Source organism: Pseudarthrobacter sp. BIM B-2242, from assembly GCF_014764445.1.
GTDB lineage: Bacteria > Actinomycetota > Actinomycetes > Actinomycetales > Micrococcaceae > Arthrobacter > Arthrobacter luteus_A.
Genome location: NZ_CP061721.1, coordinates 622,250 through 642,690, shown reverse-complemented (window position 1 = coordinate 642,690; position 20,441 = coordinate 622,250). Strand labels below are relative to the sequence as shown.

Annotated in this window: 19 protein-coding genes, 1 tRNA gene and 1 riboswitch; of the genes, 9 read left to right on the top strand and 11 right to left on the bottom strand. The window is 65.9% G+C overall.

Annotated features, from left to right (window positions below; genetic code table 11):
• Window positions 1-74: 74 nt before the first annotated feature.
• From IDT60_RS03110 to IDT60_RS03095, 4 genes are all read left to right on the top strand, one after another.
• Window positions 75-1,544, top strand: coding sequence for an NAD(P)/FAD-dependent oxidoreductase (locus IDT60_RS03110; RefSeq protein ID WP_191080836.1), 1,470 nt, complete (start codon window positions 75-77; stop codon window positions 1,542-1,544).
• A 67-nt stretch (window positions 1,545-1,611) separates the two neighbouring features.
• Window positions 1,612-2,319, top strand: a complete 708-nt coding sequence (locus IDT60_RS03105) for an ABC transporter ATP-binding protein (protein ID WP_191080835.1) — start codon at window positions 1,612-1,614, stop codon at window positions 2,317-2,319.
• The gene (locus tag IDT60_RS03100) at window positions 2,316-4,352 is read left to right on the top strand and encodes a YhgE/Pip family protein (protein ID WP_191080834.1); all 2,037 of its coding nucleotides are present in this window, start codon (window positions 2,316-2,318) and stop codon (window positions 4,350-4,352) included. Before IDT60_RS03105 ends, IDT60_RS03100 begins: the two co-directional genes overlap by 4 nt.
• Window positions 4,353-4,360: 8 nt before the next feature.
• Entirely contained in the window at window positions 4,361-4,999 is a 639-nt protein-coding gene (locus IDT60_RS03095) for a TetR/AcrR family transcriptional regulator (RefSeq protein WP_191080833.1), read from the top strand.
• A gap of 604 nt (window positions 5,000-5,603) precedes the next feature.
• Here the strand turns inward: IDT60_RS03095 and IDT60_RS03090 are convergent.
• From IDT60_RS03090 to IDT60_RS03080, 3 genes are all read right to left on the bottom strand, one after another.
• Window positions 5,604-6,635, bottom strand: coding sequence for an EamA family transporter (locus IDT60_RS03090; RefSeq protein WP_191080832.1), 1,032 nt, complete (start codon window positions 6,633-6,635; stop codon window positions 5,604-5,606).
• 104 nt (window positions 6,636-6,739) lie between these two features.
• Window positions 6,740-7,267 carry a histidine phosphatase family protein gene (locus IDT60_RS03085; RefSeq protein WP_191080831.1) on the bottom strand — a complete coding sequence of 176 codons (528 nt, stop codon included), beginning with the start codon at window positions 7,265-7,267 and terminating at the stop codon, window positions 6,740-6,742.
• A gap of 100 nt (window positions 7,268-7,367) precedes the next feature.
• Window positions 7,368-8,234, bottom strand: coding sequence for a winged helix-turn-helix domain-containing protein (locus IDT60_RS03080; protein ID WP_191080830.1), 867 nt, complete (start codon window positions 8,232-8,234; stop codon window positions 7,368-7,370).
• Window positions 8,235-8,927: 693 nt separating this feature from the next.
• On the opposite strand from IDT60_RS03080, the gene IDT60_RS03075 reads away from it, so the two are divergent.
• From IDT60_RS03075 to IDT60_RS03065, 3 genes are all read left to right on the top strand, one after another.
• Window positions 8,928-9,668: a response regulator transcription factor gene (locus IDT60_RS03075; protein WP_191080829.1), complete on the top strand. Its 741-nt coding sequence runs from the start codon at window positions 8,928-8,930 to the stop codon at window positions 9,666-9,668.
• 11 nt (window positions 9,669-9,679) lie between these two features.
• The gene (locus IDT60_RS03070) at window positions 9,680-11,200 is read left to right on the top strand and encodes a HAMP domain-containing sensor histidine kinase (RefSeq protein WP_191080828.1); all 1,521 of its coding nucleotides are present in this window, start codon (window positions 9,680-9,682) and stop codon (window positions 11,198-11,200) included.
• A 102-nt stretch (window positions 11,201-11,302) separates the two neighbouring features.
• Window positions 11,303-11,451, top strand: a riboswitch (cyclic di-AMP (ydaO/yuaA leader).
• Window positions 11,452-11,456: 5 nt separating this feature from the next.
• On the top strand, window positions 11,457-12,122 hold the full coding sequence (locus IDT60_RS03065; protein WP_191080827.1) for a hypothetical protein: 666 nt from the start codon (window positions 11,457-11,459) through the stop codon (window positions 12,120-12,122).
• Window positions 12,123-12,283: 161 nt separating this feature from the next.
• Here the strand turns inward: IDT60_RS03065 and IDT60_RS03060 are convergent, their stop codons facing one another.
• The 4 genes from IDT60_RS03060 to IDT60_RS03045 all read right to left on the bottom strand — a co-directional run bounded on the left by IDT60_RS03060 (window position 12,284) and on the right by IDT60_RS03045 (window position 14,921).
• Window positions 12,284-12,964: an HAD-IA family hydrolase gene (locus IDT60_RS03060; RefSeq protein ID WP_191080826.1), complete on the bottom strand. Its 681-nt coding sequence runs from the start codon at window positions 12,962-12,964 to the stop codon at window positions 12,284-12,286.
• 46 nt (window positions 12,965-13,010) lie between these two features.
• Window positions 13,011-13,385 carry a VOC family protein gene (locus IDT60_RS03055; RefSeq protein WP_191080825.1) on the bottom strand — a complete coding sequence of 125 codons (375 nt, stop codon included), beginning with the start codon at window positions 13,383-13,385 and terminating at the stop codon, window positions 13,011-13,013.
• Window positions 13,386-13,458: 73 nt separating this feature from the next.
• Window positions 13,459-14,094, bottom strand: coding sequence for a uracil phosphoribosyltransferase (upp, locus tag IDT60_RS03050; protein WP_164202329.1), 636 nt, complete (start codon window positions 14,092-14,094; stop codon window positions 13,459-13,461).
• 41 nt (window positions 14,095-14,135) lie between these two features.
• Entirely contained in the window at window positions 14,136-14,921 is a 786-nt protein-coding gene (locus tag IDT60_RS03045; RefSeq protein ID WP_191080824.1) for a phosphatase PAP2 family protein, read from the bottom strand.
• 62 nt (window positions 14,922-14,983) lie between these two features.
• Between IDT60_RS03045 and IDT60_RS03040 the strand changes: the two genes are divergently transcribed.
• Entirely contained in the window at window positions 14,984-15,490 is a 507-nt protein-coding gene (locus tag IDT60_RS03040) for a nucleoside deaminase (RefSeq protein ID WP_191080823.1), read from the top strand.
• 48 nt (window positions 15,491-15,538) lie between these two features.
• On the opposite strand, the gene IDT60_RS03035 is transcribed toward IDT60_RS03040, so the two are convergent.
• From IDT60_RS03035 to IDT60_RS03020, 4 genes are all read right to left on the bottom strand, one after another.
• Window positions 15,539-16,729 carry a glycosyltransferase family 4 protein gene (locus IDT60_RS03035; RefSeq protein WP_191080822.1) on the bottom strand — a complete coding sequence of 397 codons (1,191 nt, stop codon included), beginning with the start codon at window positions 16,727-16,729 and terminating at the stop codon, window positions 15,539-15,541.
• Window positions 16,696-17,091, bottom strand: coding sequence for a 6-carboxytetrahydropterin synthase (locus tag IDT60_RS03030; RefSeq protein WP_191080821.1), 396 nt, complete (start codon window positions 17,089-17,091; stop codon window positions 16,696-16,698). Before IDT60_RS03030 ends, IDT60_RS03035 begins: the two co-directional genes overlap by 34 nt.
• 3 nt (window positions 17,092-17,094) lie before the next feature.
• A complete protein-coding gene (locus tag IDT60_RS03025) occupies window positions 17,095-18,150 on the bottom strand; it encodes a zinc-binding alcohol dehydrogenase (RefSeq protein ID WP_191080820.1) in 1,056 nt (351 codons plus the stop codon).
• Window positions 18,151-18,215: 65 nt separating this feature from the next.
• Entirely contained in the window at window positions 18,216-19,859 is a 1,644-nt protein-coding gene (locus IDT60_RS03020; RefSeq protein ID WP_191080819.1) for an HNH endonuclease signature motif containing protein, read from the bottom strand.
• Between the two features lie 185 nt (window positions 19,860-20,044).
• Between IDT60_RS03020 and IDT60_RS03015 the strand changes: the two genes are divergently transcribed.
• Window positions 20,045-20,134 (top strand) — tRNA-Ser (locus IDT60_RS03015).
• Window positions 20,135-20,441: the final 307 nt, after the last annotated feature.

Sequence of the window (20,441 nt, the reverse complement as noted above, 5' to 3'; positions counted from 1 at the left end):
CCTTCTGCTTTAAGTAACTGACGGCAGGCAACCGGCGCTCCCCGCCGCGCGGGAGCCGGGCGTAGGCTGGAGAAATGACGCCCCGGACCGTGGAACGCGAATTTGATGTCGTAGTGATCGGCGCAGGCGCCGTGGGCGAAAACGTGGCAGACCGGGTGATCCAGGGCGGACTTACTGCCGTGGTGGTCGAAGCGGGACTGGTGGGCGGGGAATGTTCCTACTGGGCCTGCATGCCGTCCAAGGCCTTGCTCCGTCCCGGGACCGCCCTGCACGGGGCCCAGACGGTTCCGGGCGCAGAAGAAGCGGTCACGCGCACCCTCGATGTCGCAGCCGTGCTCAGGCGCCGCGACTATATGACGTCCAACTGGCAGGATGACGGCCAGGTGAAGTGGCTTGAAGACACGGGGATCGAACTAGTCCGCGGTCACGGCCGGCTCACCGGGGTCCGCGAGGTTGAAGTAGCCGGACTGGACGGCAATACGTACCAGCTCAACGCACGTCACGCCGTCGTGCTCGCTACCGGCTCCACGCCCAACCAACCGCCCATCGACGGTCTGGCCGGACTCAAGGTCTGGGGCACACGGGAAGCCACGTCAGCGAAGGAAATCCCGGAACGCCTTGCCGTGGTCGGCGGCGGAGTGGCCGGGACCGAGCTGGCGCAGGCGTTCGCCCGCCTTGGCGCTGACGTGACGCTCGTGGCGCGGAGCGGGCTCCTGCGCACCTTCCCGGCCGAGGCTGGCAGGCTCGTGACGGCGGGGCTCCGTGCGGACGGCGTGGAAGTCCGCCTCAACACGGCCACGGAAAGCATCCGGGAAAACGCGGACGGCACCTTCACCCTGACCCTCCACGACCGGACCGCCGGCGAAAAGCGCACCGTGACGGCCAGCAAGGTCCTGGTCTCCACCGGCAGGCACCCCACCCTCGAACGCCTCGGCCTGGAGAGCGTGGGCCTGGGGGCACAGGACGGGGAGCCGCTCCGGCTGGATACCGATTCAACCGGCCTAGTCCACGGCGCCGCGGGCGACGAACCCTGGCTCTACGCGGTGGGCGACGCCGCCGGCAAGAACTACTTCACGCACCAGGGAAAATACGAGGCCAGGGCTACCGGGGACGCCATCGCCGCCCGCGCCAAGGGCGAACTTGAGGGCGCGCCGGCACCCTGGAGCCGCTACGCCCAGACCGCCAGCCAGCATGCCGTGCCCAGCGTGGTGTTCACAGACCCCGAAGTGGCAGCAGTCGGACGAACGCTGGAGCAGGCCCGGACGGACGGCTACAACGCCTCATCCGTGGACCTGCCCATCCAGGTGGCGGGATCGTCCCTGCACTCGGAACACTACGAAGGCTGGGCGCAGCTGGTAGTGGACGAGGACCGCAGAGTGCTCCTCGGAGCCACCTTCGCCGGGCCCGATGTGGGCGAGCTCCTGCACGCTGCCACGATTGCCGTGGTGGGAGAAGTCCCCCTGGACCGGCTGTGGCACGCGGTGCCCTCCTATCCCACAATCAGTGAGGTGTGGCTTCGGCTCCTCGAGAAGTACGGCCTCTAGCCACTATTTGAACTGACCGGTCAGTTCGGTTAGTCTGGGTGCAGACAGTCTTCGTCGAAAGGTCCCCTTGCTCTCTGCACAGCAACTCCATGTGAAAGGCCGGCGCGACGATCTTCTGCCGCCCACCTCCCTGCGCGTCAGCCGGGGTGAGCTGCTCCTGGTAACGGCCGACCGGCAGGACCAGCGGACGGCGCTCGCCCTCACCATCAGCGGACGCATGAAGCCCACCGGCGGACAGATCGGCTGGGCAGGGAACGGGCAGATCAAGAACCTCAGGCTCGCCAGCGCCCTTGTTGATTCCCCCGCAGTGAACGAACCCGAGCCGCACCTCAGCGTCCGGGACCTCGTCACCGAGGACCTCGCCCTGGTCCCCCGGCGGTACCGCGGGGCCCTCCTCAGCAAGCCCTGGCTCAAGGTCAACAGGTTCGAGGACATCGCGGACCTCTGGACCGAACAGCTGCCCGCCGGGAAGCGCATGGAGCTGCTCACCGCTCTTGCCCTGGCCAACCCGCACACGGACCTCCTGGTGGTGGACTCCCCGGACAGGCACAGTGCCAGTGTTGCGGACTGGCTGCCGCGGCTTCAGCAGTTGGCGTACGACGGCGGCCGGCCACTCGCCGTCGTCGCCACCGTCACTGCCCTCCCGGACTCGTGGACGGGTCCGGTGGCAGTGATTGGCAATGCGGTGGAACGGCAGGACACAGCGCCCGGTGAACCTGACCCTGCCGACGACGAAACAGAATCCCTCCTATTCGAAACCGAGGATGCCAAGTGACCGTGCTGCGGCTGGCCCGTTCCGAACTCAAGCGGATGACCGGCGGGCTGCTGCCGAAGCTGACCATCCTGGCCCTGATCATGGTGCCGCTCCTGTATGGGGCCGTATACCTTTACGCGAACTGGAACCCGTACGGGAACCTGAACCAGATCGACGCCGCCCTGGTGGTGGAAGACACCGGAGCCACATCCGCCGACGGCGCCGAACTCCAGGCCGGGAAGGACGTGGCTGACGGGCTGATCGACGGCCACGTCTTCAACTGGCAGCCTGTCGCCACGGCGGAGGAAGCCGATGCGGGTGTCAGCAGCGGGAAGTACTCCTTCGCCCTGAAGATTCCCAAGGACTTCTCCACCAACCTGGTCTCCCCCGGCAGCTTCGACTCGGCCAGCCAGGCCATGCTCAACGTCACCACCAACGACGCCAACAACTACCTTTTGAGCACCATCGTGGACAAACTGACCACGTCGGTCCACAGCACCGTGGCCACGGAGGTGGGTGAAGAGACCGCAAACCAGCTCCTCACCGGCTTCGGCACCATCCACGCCCAGATGATCAAAGCCGGCGATGGCGCCGGTCAGCTGGCCGACGGCGTGGCCACCCTGCGTGAAGGCGCCGGAACCCTGCACACCGGAACGTCCGAGCTCAGTACCGGCGCCGGCGAGCTTTACCTCGGGCAACTGAAACTGCGGGACGGCGCCAACCAGCTCACGGACGGCGCCGGACAGCTCAGCAGCGGCCTGACCGTGCTGAAGGACAAGACCGCCACCCTCCCGACGGACGCCCAGACGCTCGCCGGCGGGGCCGCGGGTGTGGCTGCAGGAAACGCCCAGCTCAACACCAGGATCCAGAACGTTGTCACGCAGCTCGACGCCGCGGACCAGGGGCTGCGGGCACGGGTCATTGACTCGAACACCCGCCTGGTCGCCGGGCAAGTGATCACCCAGGAGCAGGCAGACAGGATTCTGGCCGACTTCGATTCTGCCGCCACCTCCAGCCCGGTGGCCGCGGCGAAGACCACCATCCAGGCCGACGCCGCCCAGATCCAGCAGCTGGCGGACGGCTCCGCGGCAGTAAGCGTGGGGGCAGCACAGCTCGCCGCGGGCATGCCCGCATTGAAGGACGCGGTTACCCAGGCCTCCGCCGGCGCGGACCAGCTCCACACCGGGGCCGCCACGTTGGCAACCGGCGAGCAGGCCGCACTGGACGGGGCCGGCCGTCTCGCCGAAGGAGCTAAATCGGTGGACGCCGGTGCGGGGCAGCTTGCCGCCGGCGCCGGCACCGCCGCCGAGGGTTCCCGGACACTTGCCAACGAAATCGCCAAGGGCGCCGGCCAGGTGCCCAACCCGGACGATGCGCAGAAGGACAGCCTGTCGCAGGTGATCGCCGATCCGGTGGCGGTCAGCAACGTCTCCCAGGCCAAGGCGGATTCCTACGGCGCCGGCCTGGCACCTTTCTTCCTGACCCTGGCACTGTGGATCGGCATCTTTATGCTGGTCCAGGCCATGCGGCCCATCACCCAGCGGGCCCTGGCGTCGAACGCCCCCGCCTGGAAAATCGCCGTCGGCGGCTGGCTTCCCTTCCTGGCCGTTTCAGCAGTACAGGCCACCCTCCTGACCCTGGTGGTAAACCTCGCGCTTGGACTCAACCCGGCACATCCCGTGCTGATGTGGCTGTTTATGCTGGCCGCGGCCATGGCGTTCAGTGCCATCATCCAGGGTGTGGTGGCCTTGCTGGGATCGCCCGGCAAGCTGGTGGTGCTCATCCTGCTGGTGCTGCAGCTGGTCTCCTCGGGCGGCACGTTCCCGTGGCAGACCACCCCGCAGCCCCTGCACGTGGTGCACGAGGTCCTTCCCATGGGCTACGTGGTCACGGGCATGCGGCACCTGATTTATGGCGCCGACCTGTCCATGATTGTGCCCACTGTCCTGGGGCTTCTCGGCTACACGCTCCTGGGCGCCGCGATGTCCACGTTTGCCGTCCGGAAGCACAAGTATTGGACGCTCAAGACGCTCAAGCCCGAGATCGCAGTATGAGTGCCGTGATGTCGGAACACAGTCCCTTTGAGAAGAAACTCCGGCCCGCCCGGACCAACGCCACCCGGCAGAAGCTCTTCGACGCCTCCATGGAGCTGATCGGTGAGCGGGGCGCTGCCGGCGTCACCGTGGATGAGATCGCCGCGGCGGCGGGCGTCTCCAAGGGCACTGTCTACTACAACTTCGGCAGCAAGTCCGACCTGATCGCGCAGCTGCTGCGGCATGGCGTGGACATCCTGAAGGCCCGGCTGCTGAGCGCCTCCACCGGCCCCGGCCTTGCGGGTGAACCCGGAACTGACCCCTTGGTGGCCATGGAGGAAATGATCGGCCAGGCCATGGATTTTATGGCCGACTACCCGTCCTTCGCCCGCCTGTGGGTGAGTGAAAACTGGCGTACGCCCAGCGTGTGGCGCGATACCTTTGCTGTGCTCAGGACCGAACTCCTGGCCGTGATCGGGGATGCCATTGAATCCGTGGCGGCCGTCCACCCCGTGGACCCGTCCATATCGCGCGGCAGCCTGGAAACGGCGATCTTCGGCGCCTGCTTTGTGGTGGGCCTTGACCGCGTGACCTACAACCCGGAGCGGAGCCGTGACCAAAGTGTTGCAGCAATCATGGCAATCATGCGCGGCTACGTCCTGAAGTAACTCCGCCCTCGGGGATGATTGATCCCATGCGCCACATGGGTATCAGCGGAAAGTTCGCCTTGATCACGGCCGTCGCCGCCCTGGGCATGCTGGTGCTCACCGCCATCACGCTCGAGGAAGCCGTCACGGCCACGTTCCTGGGCCTCGTGGCACTGGCATACGTCGCCGCGGTGGCCGACGTTGTGCTGCGGCGCCGCAACCTCGCCCTGCTGGCCACGGGCGTTGGTACCAGCCTGACGGTGGCCTTTTTCCTGGCCTTCGTCAGCACGTGGGAGCTCGCGTTTGTTGACCAGTCCACCATCGTTGGTACCCCGCTCCCCACTGACGACCCGGACAACTACTTCTTCTGGGCCGCAGCCTCGGCCGTAGCCACGGTGCTGGTCCTGTTCATCGGGGTTGTGTGGCCCTCAGGCAAGCGGCTGGGTGCCGGCGGACGGCTTCCTGCCGGGGACCGCAACTCCCCGTCGGGGCAGCGACGGCCAGCCGCGGGAACTACGGCTGGTGCGCGGCGTACCGCAGCCCGGGGCGGAGCAGCGTCACGGAGCGGAGCAGCGTCACGGGAAGGCGCTGCCGCGCAGCGGAGTTCAGCCTCGGGCGGGGGCGCTCAGCGCGCCTCCGGCGCCCGGGCCCCTGCCCGGCTGCCCGCGGGGGCGCGGGTACCCGTGCCGGCCAAGCGGACGTCGGCGTCCGCGTCCCCGGTGCGTAACCCGGCGCTCAAGCCGGCCCCCAAATCCGGCACCAATTCGGCGTCCCGCCGCTGACGGGACGTGCGCCCGCCGGTGAGCACCGCCGTCGCCACCCCGCCCAGGAGGATTGCGCCGCCAGCCAGTTCGGCCGGCGTCGGAACCTCGGCAAGGACCAGCCAGGCAGCACTCATCCCCACCACGGGGACCAGCAGCGTGAAGGGAACCACGGCGGACGACGGGTAGCGCGCAAGCAGCCGGTTCCAGATTCCGTACCCAACCAGTGAGCCGAAAATGGCGGTGTAGAGCGCGCTGAGGATGGTGACCGGCTGCAGGTTGGCCAGCGTTCCCAGAACCGCCGCGGGCCCGTCCACCAGGAACGAGAGTCCGGCGAGCGGCAGCGGCACCACGGCACCGGACCAGACCACCAGCCCGAGTCCTGACGCGGCCTTAGCCTGGCGGGCCACCACGTTCCCGACAGCCCACGACAGCGCTGCCCCAAGCACGATGATCAGCGGCAGGACAGGCGCCACGGCGCTGCGTCCCACCGCCACCACCGCCAGGCCGGCAACGCCAAGCACAACGCCGAACAGCTGGCTTCGGCTGGGCCGCTCCCCGAGCAACCCGGCCGACAGCAGCACCGTCAGCAGCACCTGCGCCTGCAGGACAAGGGAAGCGAGGCCGGCCGGCATGCCCAGGGCCATCGCCAGGTACAGGAGGCCAAACTGGCCGGCACTCATAAAGAGCCCGACGCCGATGATCGCCTTCCAGCTGACATCCGGCTTCCGGATAAAGAAGATCAAAGGGAAGACCACCAGGACGAACCGCATGGCAACGAACAGCAGCGGCGGAACCTCCCCGCTGCCGGTGTGCAACCCCATATCGATGGCCACAAAGTTCAGGCCCCAGAGAACGGCGACCAGGAGGGCCAGGAGGGAGTGTCGGAGGTTCACGGTTCAACTCTGACAGAGCGCCGGACGGCGGACCAATGGTGGACACAGGCTGGACTCGGTAGCAGCCGTGACGTGTCTCCCGGCGGCGAGTCTCCCGGCGCAGGTCAGTGGGCGCGCGGAACCTTGAATTTGGTGATCCGGGCGTCCTGGCCGTCCAGTTCGGCCCAGGACTTGTCCGTTTCCAGGACCGTCAGGGCGCTGGTGGGATAGCGCGTTGCCGCGTCCATGTAGGCGTCATGGTCCGAGTCACGGGATGCCAGGTGCATGGCCAGGTCCTGGACGCCGGGCATGTGCGAGATGAGCATCAGCGTGGTGACGGTGTCCGGCACGTGGTTGACCACAGTGAGCATACGCAACGCGGAGGCAGCATACAGACCGTCCTCAAGTTTCGGCGTCGGCGCCTTGTCCCCGAGCTCTGAGCACACCCACGTGCACGTCTGACGGGTGCGAAGCGCGCTGGAACACAGGATGAAGTCCGGGTAGATGTTGTGTTTGGCCAGCCATTTTCCGGCCAGGGGTGCTTCCCGGTGCCCGCGTTCCTCCAGCGGCCGTTCGTGGTCAGCCACGCCGCCGGGCCAGTCCGCCTTGGCATGGCGCATGATCACCAGGCGCTTAATGTGGTGGTCGCTCATGCCTCCACCCTATAGCCGCGGAGGCCAATGCTCGCTGGCCCGGAACGCTCGAAAGCGGCCGCACCGAGGGGTGCAGCCGCTTTCGCGCGTCGCTGAAGGACTAGATCGAGTATTCCGGAGCGGCCCAGACAACTACTTCGGGGTGCTCGTAGAAGCGGTAGCCCTGGCCGCGGACCGTGCGGACAGTGTTGGCCAGGCGGCCGAGCTTGGAGCGGAGACGGCGGATGTGGACGTCGATGGTGCGCTCGTTCGGGACCTCCTCGGCGTTGCGCCACAGGCCCTCGAGCAGTTCATCGCGGCCAACCGTGCGGGTGCCGTTTTCGACGAGGTAGTTAAGGAGTTCGAACTCTTTGAAGGTCAGGTTCAGGGATTCGCCGTCGAGGTGGACTTCGCGGCGGGCAAGGTCGATCAGCACACCGGACGGACGCGGCTCCGCAGACTGCTGCAGCCGGGCGGTTTCGGTGCGCTTCTGTGCGTTGACGGTGGGGTCGCCAAAGGTGGAACGGACGACGTCGAGCGCGGAACCCGGGGCGCCCGCGGGAGCCATGGCGACCGCTGCGTACGTTTCGGCACCGGTGATGAGGGACTGCGCATAGGCGCGGATTTCCTGGGCAAGCTTGGCAATGGAGGTTCCTGCAGCTGCGGCAGTCTCCTCATCGATCCCCATGTACAGGACAAATCCACGGGCCACGTTGTCGTTGGCGACGGGGCGCACGGTGTTGGGCCCCGATACCACCGGCGTCGGCGCGGTAAACGGCGCGGCTTCGGCGGGCTGGACGGCGCGCAGCTGGCCGTAGGAGTTGGGGTTGTAACCCTGGGGGACGTAGCCGGGAGCGGGAAAGCTGGTTCCGGAGGTGGCCGGGGCGAACGCGGGCCGGGTGCCAAAGCCTTGGCGGAGCCCGGCTGCCTGGCTGGGCTTACCTGCGTTACGGACGGAGATGTGGACGTATCCGGATGCAACTGACATGAATGCTTACCTCAATGTGAATGGCCGTCATCGCGGCTCGAATGCTCGGGTTGCCTGCAATGAAAATCTGGAAGGGAGGGGCGCCCGACTCTGGACCGGGGGGAGTAGGCGAATGCCTAAGAACTTCGTGGGGTTTGAAGGTCAGGCGTGCATTCGACAACAGCGCATGTCGGCAGCAGCGGATGTGCTGGGCCAATATTCTGCGGCTGCAGGTGCTGTTGAGTTCTTGTTCACAATTGAAAGTGTGCAACGTAACAATGAAAACTTGCAAGTAACAAAGGGTCAGTCATTCCGCATTGTGAGACAAAACCGCAAATTGTGGTGTAGATCACGATTCTGGCAGAACGATAAAATAACACTTGTTATCCGGAAGAACCGCCCGTGCAGGCAAAGTTGACGAACTTTATTCGGCTGGAACCAGGCACGGACTCTTGAAATTCATCGACGTATGGTTTACCGAAATTGCGCCTCCCGTTTTGTCTTCTGTCCACCCGCGGACGCTCCTGCAGCCGGGAATTTCGTCCAAACCGGCAACGGAAGCGGCTTAACACGGTCTTTAGGCCCCGTGGTGCCGTTCCGCACATAGGACCGGGGGACGCGCCGGCGGGCCGTTCAGCTCGCTAGGCTGAGATTCACAGCGTGCACACAGGAACCCCATAGCGTGAGCTAACCGAAAGATCAGAGAGTTGTCCCATGGCCACTTCGCACTCCATGACCAACAACCTTCCGCAGCTGACCCACCCGGACGGCTCCCCTATCCGCGCCTTGGTAGTCGACGACGAACCCAGCCTCTCTGAGCTTATGAGCATGGGGTTGCGCATGGCCGGCTGGTCCGTTGCCGTGGCCGCGGACGGCCCGGAGGCCGTAAAGCTCGCCAAGGAGTTCCGCCCGGACGTCCTGGTACTGGACGTCATGCTGCCGGGGTTCGACGGCGTTGAGCTGCTGGGCAGGATCCGCGCCTTTGCCCCGGAGGTACCTGCGCTGTTCCTGACTGCCAAGGACGCCGTCCAGGACCGGATTGTAGGGCTGGCCGCCGGCGGGGACGACTACGTCACGAAGCCCTTCAGCATGGAAGAGGTCCTGCTGCGGCTGCACCGCCTGGTTCAGCGGTCCGGCGTGGCTGCGATGGACACGGCCGAGCTGGTGGTGGGCGACCTTGTCCTCAACATCGACACCCGTGAAGTCACCCGGGCCGGTGACGGGCTGCAGCTGACGGCAACCCAGTTCGAGCTGCTCCGCTACCTGATGGAGAACCCCAGGCGCGTCATCAGCAAGGCGCAGATCCTCGACCGGGTCTGGAACTACGATTTCGGCGGCCAGGCGAACATTGTGGAGCTCTACATCTCCTATCTTCGCAAGAAGGTGGATGCAGTGCACCCGCCCATGATTCACACCGTGCGGGGTGCCGGCTACGTCATCAAACCGGCCGAATAGCGCCGCCGTCCATGCCGCGAGAAATCACGCACCCTGGCCGCAGCTGGCTGAAACCGGCAACCTGGCACCTGCGCACGCGCCTGATCCTGCTGGCAATGACGTTGCTGGTGGCCATCTGCGGCGCCGTGGGCCTGTTCAGCTATGCCTCCATGGATTCGTTCCTTACCAGGCAGCTGGATGAACAGTTGAGCCAGGCCGCCAACCGCTCGAATGATCCCGGCCGCCCGCCCCAGGGTGGCTTCAACGGCAGGGATCCCCTGGATGCCCGTGGCCAGAGTGTCGGAACCCTGAATGCGCGCATCGTCAACGGTCAGATCAACATTGGCGGCTACCTCGACTCGGACACCACCCGGTCTGCGCTCAGCTCTGAAGACAAGCAAACACTGCTGGCGCTGACGCGGAACGGCAATCCCGTGGATCGCCCACTCTCCAACGGGGATTACCGGATTGTGGCCGTGGAAACCGGCTTCGGCGACGTTTTGGTCACCGGGCTTCCCCTGGCCGGCAAGGAAAGCACCCTCGCTTCCCTGGTGTGGACCTTTGTCTTTGTCTCGCTGGGCGGGCTGGTGCTGATCGGACTCGCCGGAACGGTGCTGATCCGCCGGACCATGCAGCCGTTGGAGCAGCTGTCCGAGGTGGCAACCAAGGTTGCGCGGCTCCCGCTGGACGCCGGCGAGGTGGCCCTCGCGGTGCGCGTCCCGCCGTCGACCGCCAATCCCGGAACCGAAGTGGGCAGCGTGGGCCACGCCCTGAACCTGATGCTGGACAACGTCGCCAGCGCCCTTGAGGCGCGTCAGCGGAGCGAGACGAAGGTGCGGCAGTTCGTTGCCGATGCCTCGCATGAACTGCGCACCCCGTTGACCGCCATCCGCGGGTACACGGAGCTGATGCGGATGACCGAAGACTTCACGCCGGACGGCCGGAAGTCCCTCGCACGCGTGCAGAGCCAGTCCGAACGCATGACCACCCTGGTGGAGGACCTGCTCCTGCTCGCCCGGCTTGACGAAGGGCAGCCCCTGAAACTCAGCGAGGTTGACCTGACCCAGCTCGTGATCGAGGCAGTCAGCGATGAAAAAGTTATCGCACCCGGCCACAACTGGCGCCTGGAACTCCCTGATGAGCCGGTGTCGGTCAATGGCGACGCGGCGCAGCTTCGCCAGGTACTGGTAAATCTGCTCTCCAACGCGCGCAAGCACACGGCCCCGGGCACCACCGTGGTCACCAGTGTGGAAAAGTCCGCCGGCAGTGCAGTCGTTACCGTGACGGACGACGGCGGCGGCATCCCACCGGAATTCGTGGACCACGTTTTTGCCAGGTTTGCCCGCGCAGACGCGGCCCGCAAAGGCACTGCGCCCGCGTCCGGCGTTGGGGCCGCCGAAGGCACCAGCGGCCTCGGCCTGTCCATCGTCCAGTCAATCGCCGAGGCGCACGGCGGCACGGTTGACGTAGCATCGCGCCCTGGACGCACGGCGTTTGTTTTGCGCCTTCCCATGGGAGTTACGGCACCGCAAGGCAACGCGCCGACGTCGTGATCTCCGTTACCAAAATGTGACTTAAGCTCCGCGCTCCTGTAGCGTCAATGGGGTGCGGTTCCCGTTCGGGCCGCATATCCGGATGTCGCCAAGCTCTGCCGCTTCCCGGATCCCGTATTCAGAGGCAGAGGCGGGGGACCCAGAGTCCCGGGCGTAAATGCCCTTGGGGTGAAGCCAGCACGTGATGTTTCCGTGTGGCCGGATGCCCTCATCCGAACCCGACAGCTAACTCCGCAGGTGTGAGAGGCGATCCATCATGTCTGAATCCAAGGTACAAACGCGCCCGGAGAACGGGTCCACCAAAAATCACCGCAAGATTCCCTCCCTGGCCCAGCGGGCAGCCGTCTTCACCGCGGCATGCGCTCTCCTCATCGGTGTGGGCGCAGCAGGCCAGGCAAACGAAGCCAGCCAGCTGGCAGCTGCCAGCGACACCCAGCAGTTGTCCACGGCCGACCTCGAGTCCAAGCTGAGCATGGAAAAAGCAGAGGTTCAGGCCAAGGCCGCCCCGTCCCCGGAGCCCGAAATCAGCGTTGCCCCGCAGGCCGCTGAACCGGCACCGGCCCCGGCCCCCGAGCCCGCACCCGCCCCTGAGCCTGCCCCGGCTGTAGCCGTGGACGACCCCGCCGGAGCCCAGGCATATGCGGCTGGCCAGCTGGCCAGCTACGGCTGGGCGCCGGACCAGATGCAGTGCCTGCAGACCCTGTGGACCAAGGAATCTGACTGGACCACCACGGCCACCAACCCCAGCAGCGGTGCCTACGGCATCGTCCAGTCGCTCCCCGCCGAGAAAATGGCGAGCGCAGGTGCGGACTGGCTCACCAACTACCGCACCCAGATCAACTGGGGACTGAACTACATCCAGGAGCGCTACCAGTCACCGTGCGGTGCGCTGAACTTCCACCTGTCGAACAACTGGTACTAAGCCAGATTTTCAGCATCCGTAATGCGCAGCAGGCCCTGAATCCCCCGGTTCAGGGCCTGCTGTCGTGAGCGGGAGCCCACGGCATCCGGCATTGCCGGACCCTGCGTGTCCGGTGACGGGGCAGCGCCGTTCCTGCGCACAAATGGAAGTGGATGCCGGCCCTAGAGCCGGAATGAAATGATCCTGCGGCCCGTGGCGTCCGCATCCACTGCTGCAGTGACTGAACTGTAGTCCTGGATATGCAGCACCCCTTCAGGCAGCGGGCCGGTATTAGGACCCACGGCCACGGTCCGCATGCCTGCGGCCACACCGGCGGCAATTCCGGCCGGCGCATCCTCAAACACCACGGCATCCTCCGGCTCCACGCCCAGCAGTGAAGCGGCCCGCAGGTAGCCTTCAGGATGCGGCTTGCCCCGCGTCACCAGGTCCGCAGTGAGGGCTGTTGCCGGCATGGCCAGCCCTGCGGCTTCCATGCGGATATCCGCCAGAAGCCGGTCTGCGGAAGTGACCAGCGCGATCGCGTCAGCCGGGAGGCTCTGTAGCAGGCGGGCGATGCCCGGCAGCGCGACAATGCCCTCGGTCCGCACGCGTTCCATTGCGCCGAGTTCCTCCGTGAGGGCGGCCACGTCTGCACCCTCCGGCGCGAACCGCCGCACAGTGTCAATGGCCTGCACACCATGTGAAGTCCGGATGATCTCTGCGATGTCCAGGCTGTAGCGTGCGGCGAACTCACCCCACACCTGCTCGACGACAGCGGTGGAGTCCACCAGGGTGCCGTCCATGTCGAAGAGGACTGCACGGCAGGAAAGCATGACGGTGGAAGCGGGGGCTGGAATGCTCATCGCTCCATCTTGCCCCAGATGTTCCAGGCTTCGTGTCCCGAGTGTCCTAGGCTTCCCGTCCCGGGATGTACTGCACGGCCCACTTGTTGCCGTCAGGGTCCGCGAAGTACACAAAGTGACCCCAGGCCTGGACGTCCACGTCGCTCACGTCCACCCCGTTGTTCTTGAGGTAGTCATGGGCGGCATGGATGTCACTGACCACCAGCTGCAGGCTCGGGGCTGTGCCCGGCGGGGCATCATTGAGGCCCTCGCCAATACAGATGGAGCAGCCGGAGCCGCGTGGCGTCAGCTGGACAAAGCGGATGCCGTCCATGGGCCGCTCGTCGAAGTCGGCATTAAAGCCAACCTTGTTGACGTAAAAATCCTTCGCGCGGTCCACATCGGACACAGGGACAAAGACGAGTTCAAGTTTCCAGTCCATCCGCACAGGCTAGCGGCGGCCTCTTAAAACCGAAAGACCTGGATGCTACCCTCTGCCCGGCAAATACTGCCGCTTAGCCGGCAATGCCGTACAGGCGGTCACCCGCGTCGCCGAGCCCGGGAACAATGTAGGACTTGTCGTTCAGCTTCTCGTCGATGGAAGCGAGCACGATGGTTACGTTGGCATCAGCAAGTTCTTCTTCCAGCTTCGCCAGGCCTTCGGGGGCGGCCAGAAGGCAGATGCAGGTGACGTCAGAGGCGCCTCGCTTGAACAGGAACTTGATGGCTTCGCGGAGGGTGCCTCCGGTGGCCAGCATCGGGTCCAGCACAAAGATCTGCCGGTCCGTGAGGTCCTCCGGCAGGCGTTCTGCGTAAGTGATGATGTCCAGGGTTTCCTCGTCGCGGGCCATGCCCAGGAAGCCGACTTCAGCGGTGGGCACCAGCTTGGTCATGCCTTCCAGCATGCCGAGGCCCGCGCGCAGGATGGGTACCACCAGCGGGGTTGGCTTGGTGAAAGCGGTGCCAACGGTGGTGCTCACAGGTGTTTCGATGGTCACCGGCTGCGTGCGCACATCGCGGGTGGCCTCGTACGCGAGCAGTGTCACCAGCTCTTCCGTCAGCATCCGGAAGACCGGCGACGGCGTGTTTTTGTCCCTCAGGACGGTGAGCTTATGGGCGACCAGCGGGTGGTCCACAACAAGAGTGCGCATGGGTCAAAACTATCATCCGGGCGGGCAGCCCCTGCCGGGGATCAGCTGGGCTGGTCGTCCCGGACGGCGGGGTGCTCGTCGTCACGGATGGCGGGGTGCTCGAATGTGGGTGCCGGGCCGGCGTGCTCGCGTTTTCGCAGGACGTGGAACAGCCGGTGCGCAAGGATTACGATCCCCACCCACGCGAGTCCCAGGAACCAGCCGGCCATAACGTCTGTCAGCCAGTGGTGGCCGAGGAACACACGGCTCAGGCCCATGGCGATGATGAACACCACCCCGGCGGAGATGGCGGTGATGCGCGCCCAGGCCATCTCGAACTGCAGGCACATGATGTACACCAGGACGCCGATCACCACTGTCGTGTTCAGCGTGTGGCCGCTGGGGAAGGACGGCGACGTTTCGTACGGCGGGACTGCCTCGACGTGGTCCGGGCGGGTACGGCCAACCAGGCGTTTGCCGACCGTGGTGGCCAGGGTGGAGACAGCCGCCGCGCCGCCCACCAGGATGATCGGCCGCCAGGTCCTGCTCAGGAACGTGAGCCAGGCCGTCAGGATGCTCGCCAGGATGGGCATGCCGATGCCACCGCCGATATTGGTGAATGCCGTTACTCCCGCGTCCAGCGCAGGGTTCCTCAGGCTCTGTGAATACTCGAGCGCCGGCAGGTCAAGGGACGCCAGCCCTTCGTCGTCCACAACGTTGTCGTAGACCTCGGCACCGAGAAGCGCCATGGTCACTACCAGGACCCCACCGACCAGCAGCGTGAGCCACAAGGCTGCGTACGGTTTGAACCAATGACCTAAACGGGCTCGAAATGTATCGAGGTCCACGGGTTCCTCCTGGCGTCGGTGGGGTGGCAAGGACGGATATCCCTCGAAACTATCATTGAGCCATGGTGCCCGGCGAAAAGACCCACAACGAATGGATGGGCCTTGCCCTCGGCGAAGCCCGGCGTGCACTGGCCACGGATGACGTCCCCATCGGCGCCGTGGTGATAGGGCCCGACGGCGGCGTGCTGGGTTCCGGACGGAATCAGAGGGAGGAACTCGGCGACCCCACTGCCCATGCGGAGGTGGTGGCCATCCGCCAGGCGGCGGAGCGGCTGCGGGAGCTGTCGAAGCTGGGCGGTGGTACCGGCGACGGCTGGCGGTTGGAGGACTGCACCCTGGTTGTCACGCTGGAGCCGTGTGCCATGTGCGCCGGCGCGGTGGTGCTGGCCAGGATCCCCCGAGTGGTTTTCGGCGCCTGGGATGAGAAGGCCGGGGCCGCCGGTTCAGTGTTCGACATCCTCCGCGAGCGCCGGCTCAACCACTGGGTGGAGGTGTACGGCGGCGTCCGGGAAGTCGAATGCGGCACCCTGCTCAGGGATTTCTTCGCCGCCCACCGCAGCAGGCTTTAGCCGGCCAGGCGCACCCGGCGGCCCTCCGGTTTCTAACATTGGGTTCATTCACCGCGGTTTCGTGTACCCGGCCGCGAATATGCCCAGCACGTCCCTGGCCGTGGTGTCCCAGCCGGGCAGGCGTTCCCTCGCAGCAAGGGCAGCGGCTTGCCATTCTGCCCTGAGGGTTGCGTCCGTCAGCCACTTCCGGATCACCGCTGCGAGCACTTCCGGATCATTATGGTCGGGACCGGGGAGCACGACGGCGGTTCCCGGCAGGGCTTCTTCCCTGCCCTCGGGCGCACGGTTACCCATGCCCAACGCCTCGACGGCACCGGTTCCGGCCCGGACGATCACCGGGATGCCGCGCGCCAACGACTCTGTCACCACAAGGCCGAAAGCTTCAGCGCGCGAGACGAGGAGGCTCAGATCCGCCCGATGCCATTCGTCCGCCAATTCCTGTCCCACCAACTGCCCCGCCAACTGGATCCGATGGCCGAGTCCGCTTGCGTCGATCGCGGCCCGGACCTGTGCTGCATAGACGGGATCGGCGTCAGGCGTCCCTACCAAGGAGGCTGACCATTCCAGGTCCTGGACTTTCGTCAGCGCCTCCACCGTCAGCAACTGGCACTTGTTGGGCAGCACGGCAGCCACCGCAACGATGTGCGGTGGCTGCGAACCGGCAGCTACAGGTGCCGGATCCGTCCCTGGCAGCGCAACCCGGCTATCCTGCACGCCGTGTCGTTTCGTGGCATGATCCGCCGCCGACGAACTGCTGCAGATGACACCGGCTGCCGCCCGCAGCGACCGTCGTTCGCGGTCGGGATGCGTGGGCGACGGCATGTGCAGCAGGACCCAAGCGGGGTGGCCGGCCGCAGCGGCAGCTTCGAATTCGTTAGGTGCCCCGCACGCGATCAGCCCATCCACGAGCGTGACCGTTCCTGACGTATGTTCCGTTCCTGACGTATGTTCCGTCCCTGACGTACGTTCCGTTCCTGACGTATGTTCCGTTCCTGACGTATGTTCCGTCCCTGCCTGGCGTTCGCTCAACAGGCCGCCCAGCCGCCGTCGGTCATTGGTGTTGGCCTCGGGCCAGGACCCATCGACCGCGAGCACCTCAACCTCAACGCCCAAGGCCCCCAGGCCCTCGGCCAGACGTGCGTTGTAGACGTTGCCGCCGGAGTTGTGGCGGATGTTGGCAGGGACCAGGAATCTCAGGTGCACGGTCAGGCGGACAGATCCAGGGCATACGTAGCCCATGCGTCCGGATTTTCGCGCAGGGTGACATCGATACCGGTGATCTCGCGGCCGTCGTCGGTATTCTTGAGCTTCCCTGCCACGGTTTGGGCGACGTACTCGGCCAGCGCCTCGGTGGTGCTGAGTTTGCCCGCGAAGTCCGGGTGCTCGTCGAGGTTTTTGTAGTTGAGCCCGGCCAGCACGTCTTCGATGATGCCGCCGGCCGCCCCGATGTCCAGCACGATCGCGTCTTCGCTGAGGGTACGACGCCGGAATGTCACCTCCGCCACGAAGGTGGCCCCGTGCAGGCCCTGGGCGGGACCAAAAACTGCGCGCGGGAGGCTGTGGGCGATCATGAAGTGACGTCGGATGGTCAGGCTGAACATGGGCTACCTCTTGTCTTCGGGGGTGGTTTTGGCTGCACTGGCACCTGCGGAAGTGTCAGCGTTGGGGTATTCGATCACATGGCACAGGGCCTCGAGCTTGCCGTCGGCCAGGTTTTGCACCACGTCCGGCAGGTCAGTGAACGGAGAGGCCCCGGTCAGGAAAGCATCGAATACCGGGTCCTGGAGGAGTGACACTGCAAGATTTAAACGGTCGGCATTGGTTCGCCGGTGCCGCCGCGCCCGGGCAACCACGCCCACTTGGCTGGCCCGGATGGAGAGCCGCCGCGCGTGGAAATCCTCGCCGAGCGGCAGGGTGACGTCGCGATTGGCGTACCAGGACATCTCAATGACGTCGGCTTCGTCGCCGGCCAGCTGCAGGCTGCGCTCCAGTCCTTCCTGGGATGCCGAGCAGTGGAACACGATGTCGCAGTCCGGCTTGGCGTCATCGGGGTGGGCGAATTCCACGCCGAGCTTGCCTGCGAGCTGTTGGCGTTCGGGATCAAGGTCCACGAGCTGCAGCCGGGCCAGTGGAAAAGTCCGGAGGAGTGTGGCCACCATGCCGCCCACGAGGCCGGCACCGACCACAGCGATCCGGTCCCCCAGCCGCGGCCCGGCTTCCCAAAGGGCATTGACGGCTGTTTCCACGGTGCCGGTAAGCACGGCGCGACGAGCCGGAACGCCGTCGGGAACACTGGTCAAGGCGTCTGTGGCAATTACGTAGCGGTCCTGGTGCGGGTTCAGGCAGAACACCGTCCGGCCGATCCATTCATCGGGGCCCTGTTCGACAATACCTACAGACAGATAGCCGAACTTCACGGGGGAAGGGAAAGAGCCCTCCTGGTGCGGGGCACGCATTGCCTGGGCCACTCGTGAGGGGACGGAGCCGGTGTGAACCACGATTTCCGTGCCCTTACTGATACCCGAATACAACGTCCGGACCAGCGCTTCGCCGGGCCCCGGACCGTGGAGTGCCTCGGACCGGAGCTCGCCTTGCTCCGTTCCGGTGGTCCAATATGCTGTTGCCTGGGTTGCCTGTGTTGGTCCGTTTGCTTTAGTCATCTTGCTTATGAATCTAGTCCGATTGAGGCGGGACACGGAAGCCGGGACCCGTCAAGGTGGTCTGTTCATTCCAAAGGCACTGGAACTCGTGGCGGTTGGTCGTTCGAGAGCGCCCACGGATCCCCCGGGAATCCTTGAACGTCATGGAATCGTTGAACAGCATCAATAGCCGCACCGGGCCAGTGGGGTGGTTCCCTGTCGGGTTGTTCGCTGTGGTAGTGCCGGCCGGTGGGTGAGATCCAGCCGGGCGGCTCGTCCTTGGTGGCTTCGGTGGGTTGCCAGGGTCTGGCGTGTTTGAGCCGGTGGTGTTTTGGGCAGAGCTGGGTCAGGTTTGAGATCCCGGTACTCCCGCCGTTGGCCCAGGCGTTCAGGTGGTCCGCTTCGTTATCCAGGGACTGGTTGGAGCAGCCGGGGAACTGGCATTTGCCGTCCCGGAGCCGGAGCCATTGACGCAGTGCCTTGGGGATCCGGTAGCTTTCCCGCCCGATCTCCAACGGGGCACCGTCCCGGGGATCGGTCAGGACCCGGCGGAACGACTCGGCACCATCGGCCACGAGAGCGCGGGCCATGGACGGCGGGATCGGCCCGTACCCGTCGAGGACGGCCGGTTCATCAGTCAGACCCATCAAAGCGAACACCGGAACCGTCACCAGAACCTGGGCTGCCGGTGACGGGATCCTCCCGGCAGCCCCGTCCTGAGTAATGTCCAGAGTGCCGCCCGGGGTGGCGGGCGGGGTGCTGTGCAGGGTGCCGCCGAGCAGCCACGCCGCGACGTTGTCCGCACGGAGCTGGGTGAGTGTCCTGCCCTCGGTTGGGCCTTGCAGGGCGCGGGCTGCTGTGGTGGCCCGGTTCCAGATCCCGGCTGCCTGGTCGGCGGGCAGGTAGGCCGAGAGCCAGGCCATCCCGTCCCGGTCCGGGGAATACTCGACCCGACGGTCCACGGCGCTCCGGGTGTGGCGTTGTTCGATGCTGACCGGGTGGTGGCGTTCGCGCCAGGTCCGGGCCTTGGCCCGGAACCGGCCCGGGACCATCCCGCCGGCCGCGCCGCGGGCCGGGTTCGGCGCCTCCGGGTCCAGGAAATGCGCCTCCAGGGCATGGGCGGCGGCCGGCTCGAGGTTGGTTGTTTCGTCGACCATGATCCTGGCGTGCTGCCACGACAACGTCCCGGCCTGAAGGGCCGCCAGCGTGAGCGGCAGGGCACTACGTAAGCGGTGGGCCTCGCCCAGCAGCCCGCCGGCCGTACGTTCACTGACGGTCAGGGCGCAGGCGACTTCGGCCACGATACTCATGTCCTGGGCGGTGTGGTCTTTCGGGGACATGATGGGCCCCGCGATCGCTTGGCCGGCTTCGTCGTACCCGCCGGCCGCATGGACCTTCACAGCAGCAACCATCGCCTCCAACCCGGCCGCGCCGGACAAGACCGTCAGACACGCCTCAGCCTGCCAGCCCAACGGGTCCGAGTCGGCCGCAGAAGGGCCGGCTGCGAAAGCGCCAGGCACCGGGCCGTCCGCCGGCCCGCCTGCCGTGCTTACTGGCGGGATGTCGGCCACGCCAGCACTTGGGCAAGTGGCAGGCACTCCAACCGGCACCGGGCTTCCTGCCAGATCCCCGCCCGTAGAGATGTCCACCGTCCCCCGGAGCACACCGGCCAGCCGCAAAGCAGAAGCCGCGATGGCCTCCAGAACCTCTGCACCTGCGGCGTTATCCATACCCCCAGCATCACAGCACGCACCTACAGCACGCGCTAAGCAAACCGCCTATGTGGATAACTCAGCGGCAACGAAAACTGTCAGTCCCGCCGTCGAGCCTAAAGCGCCGTAGTAGTCCATTCCCACAACATAGATCACCAGCCGTTTTGGGGATGTGGGCCTTGCTCCGGTACCCTATTCAGGTTGGTGACGTGTCCGAGCGGCCGAAGGTGCAACACTCGAAATGTTGTTTGGTGTCAAAGCCAACGTGGGTTCAAATCCCACCGTCACCGCCAATGAGTAAGGCCCTGCCTCCCTGATAACCAAGGGAAGGCGGGGCCTTTCTTTATCTACGGGTAAGCCGGATCTTTGGGAAGGCCCGGCGGAAATGCCCAGAGCCAGCACGTTCCCAAAGCTCCAACGACGCCGCGCGCCCAGGCCTGGTGCCGGACGGCCTCGTCCCGACCGTACCGTCCGTGGACGCCGACCAGCCCGTGTTCTTCCGCGGACAGCCAATCAACCGGCCCTTGAAGAGGCACGACGGGAGAACGACCGCCGGGGCGCGATTAATTCTGTGAATGGGGAGGATCGTCAAAGGCCCTG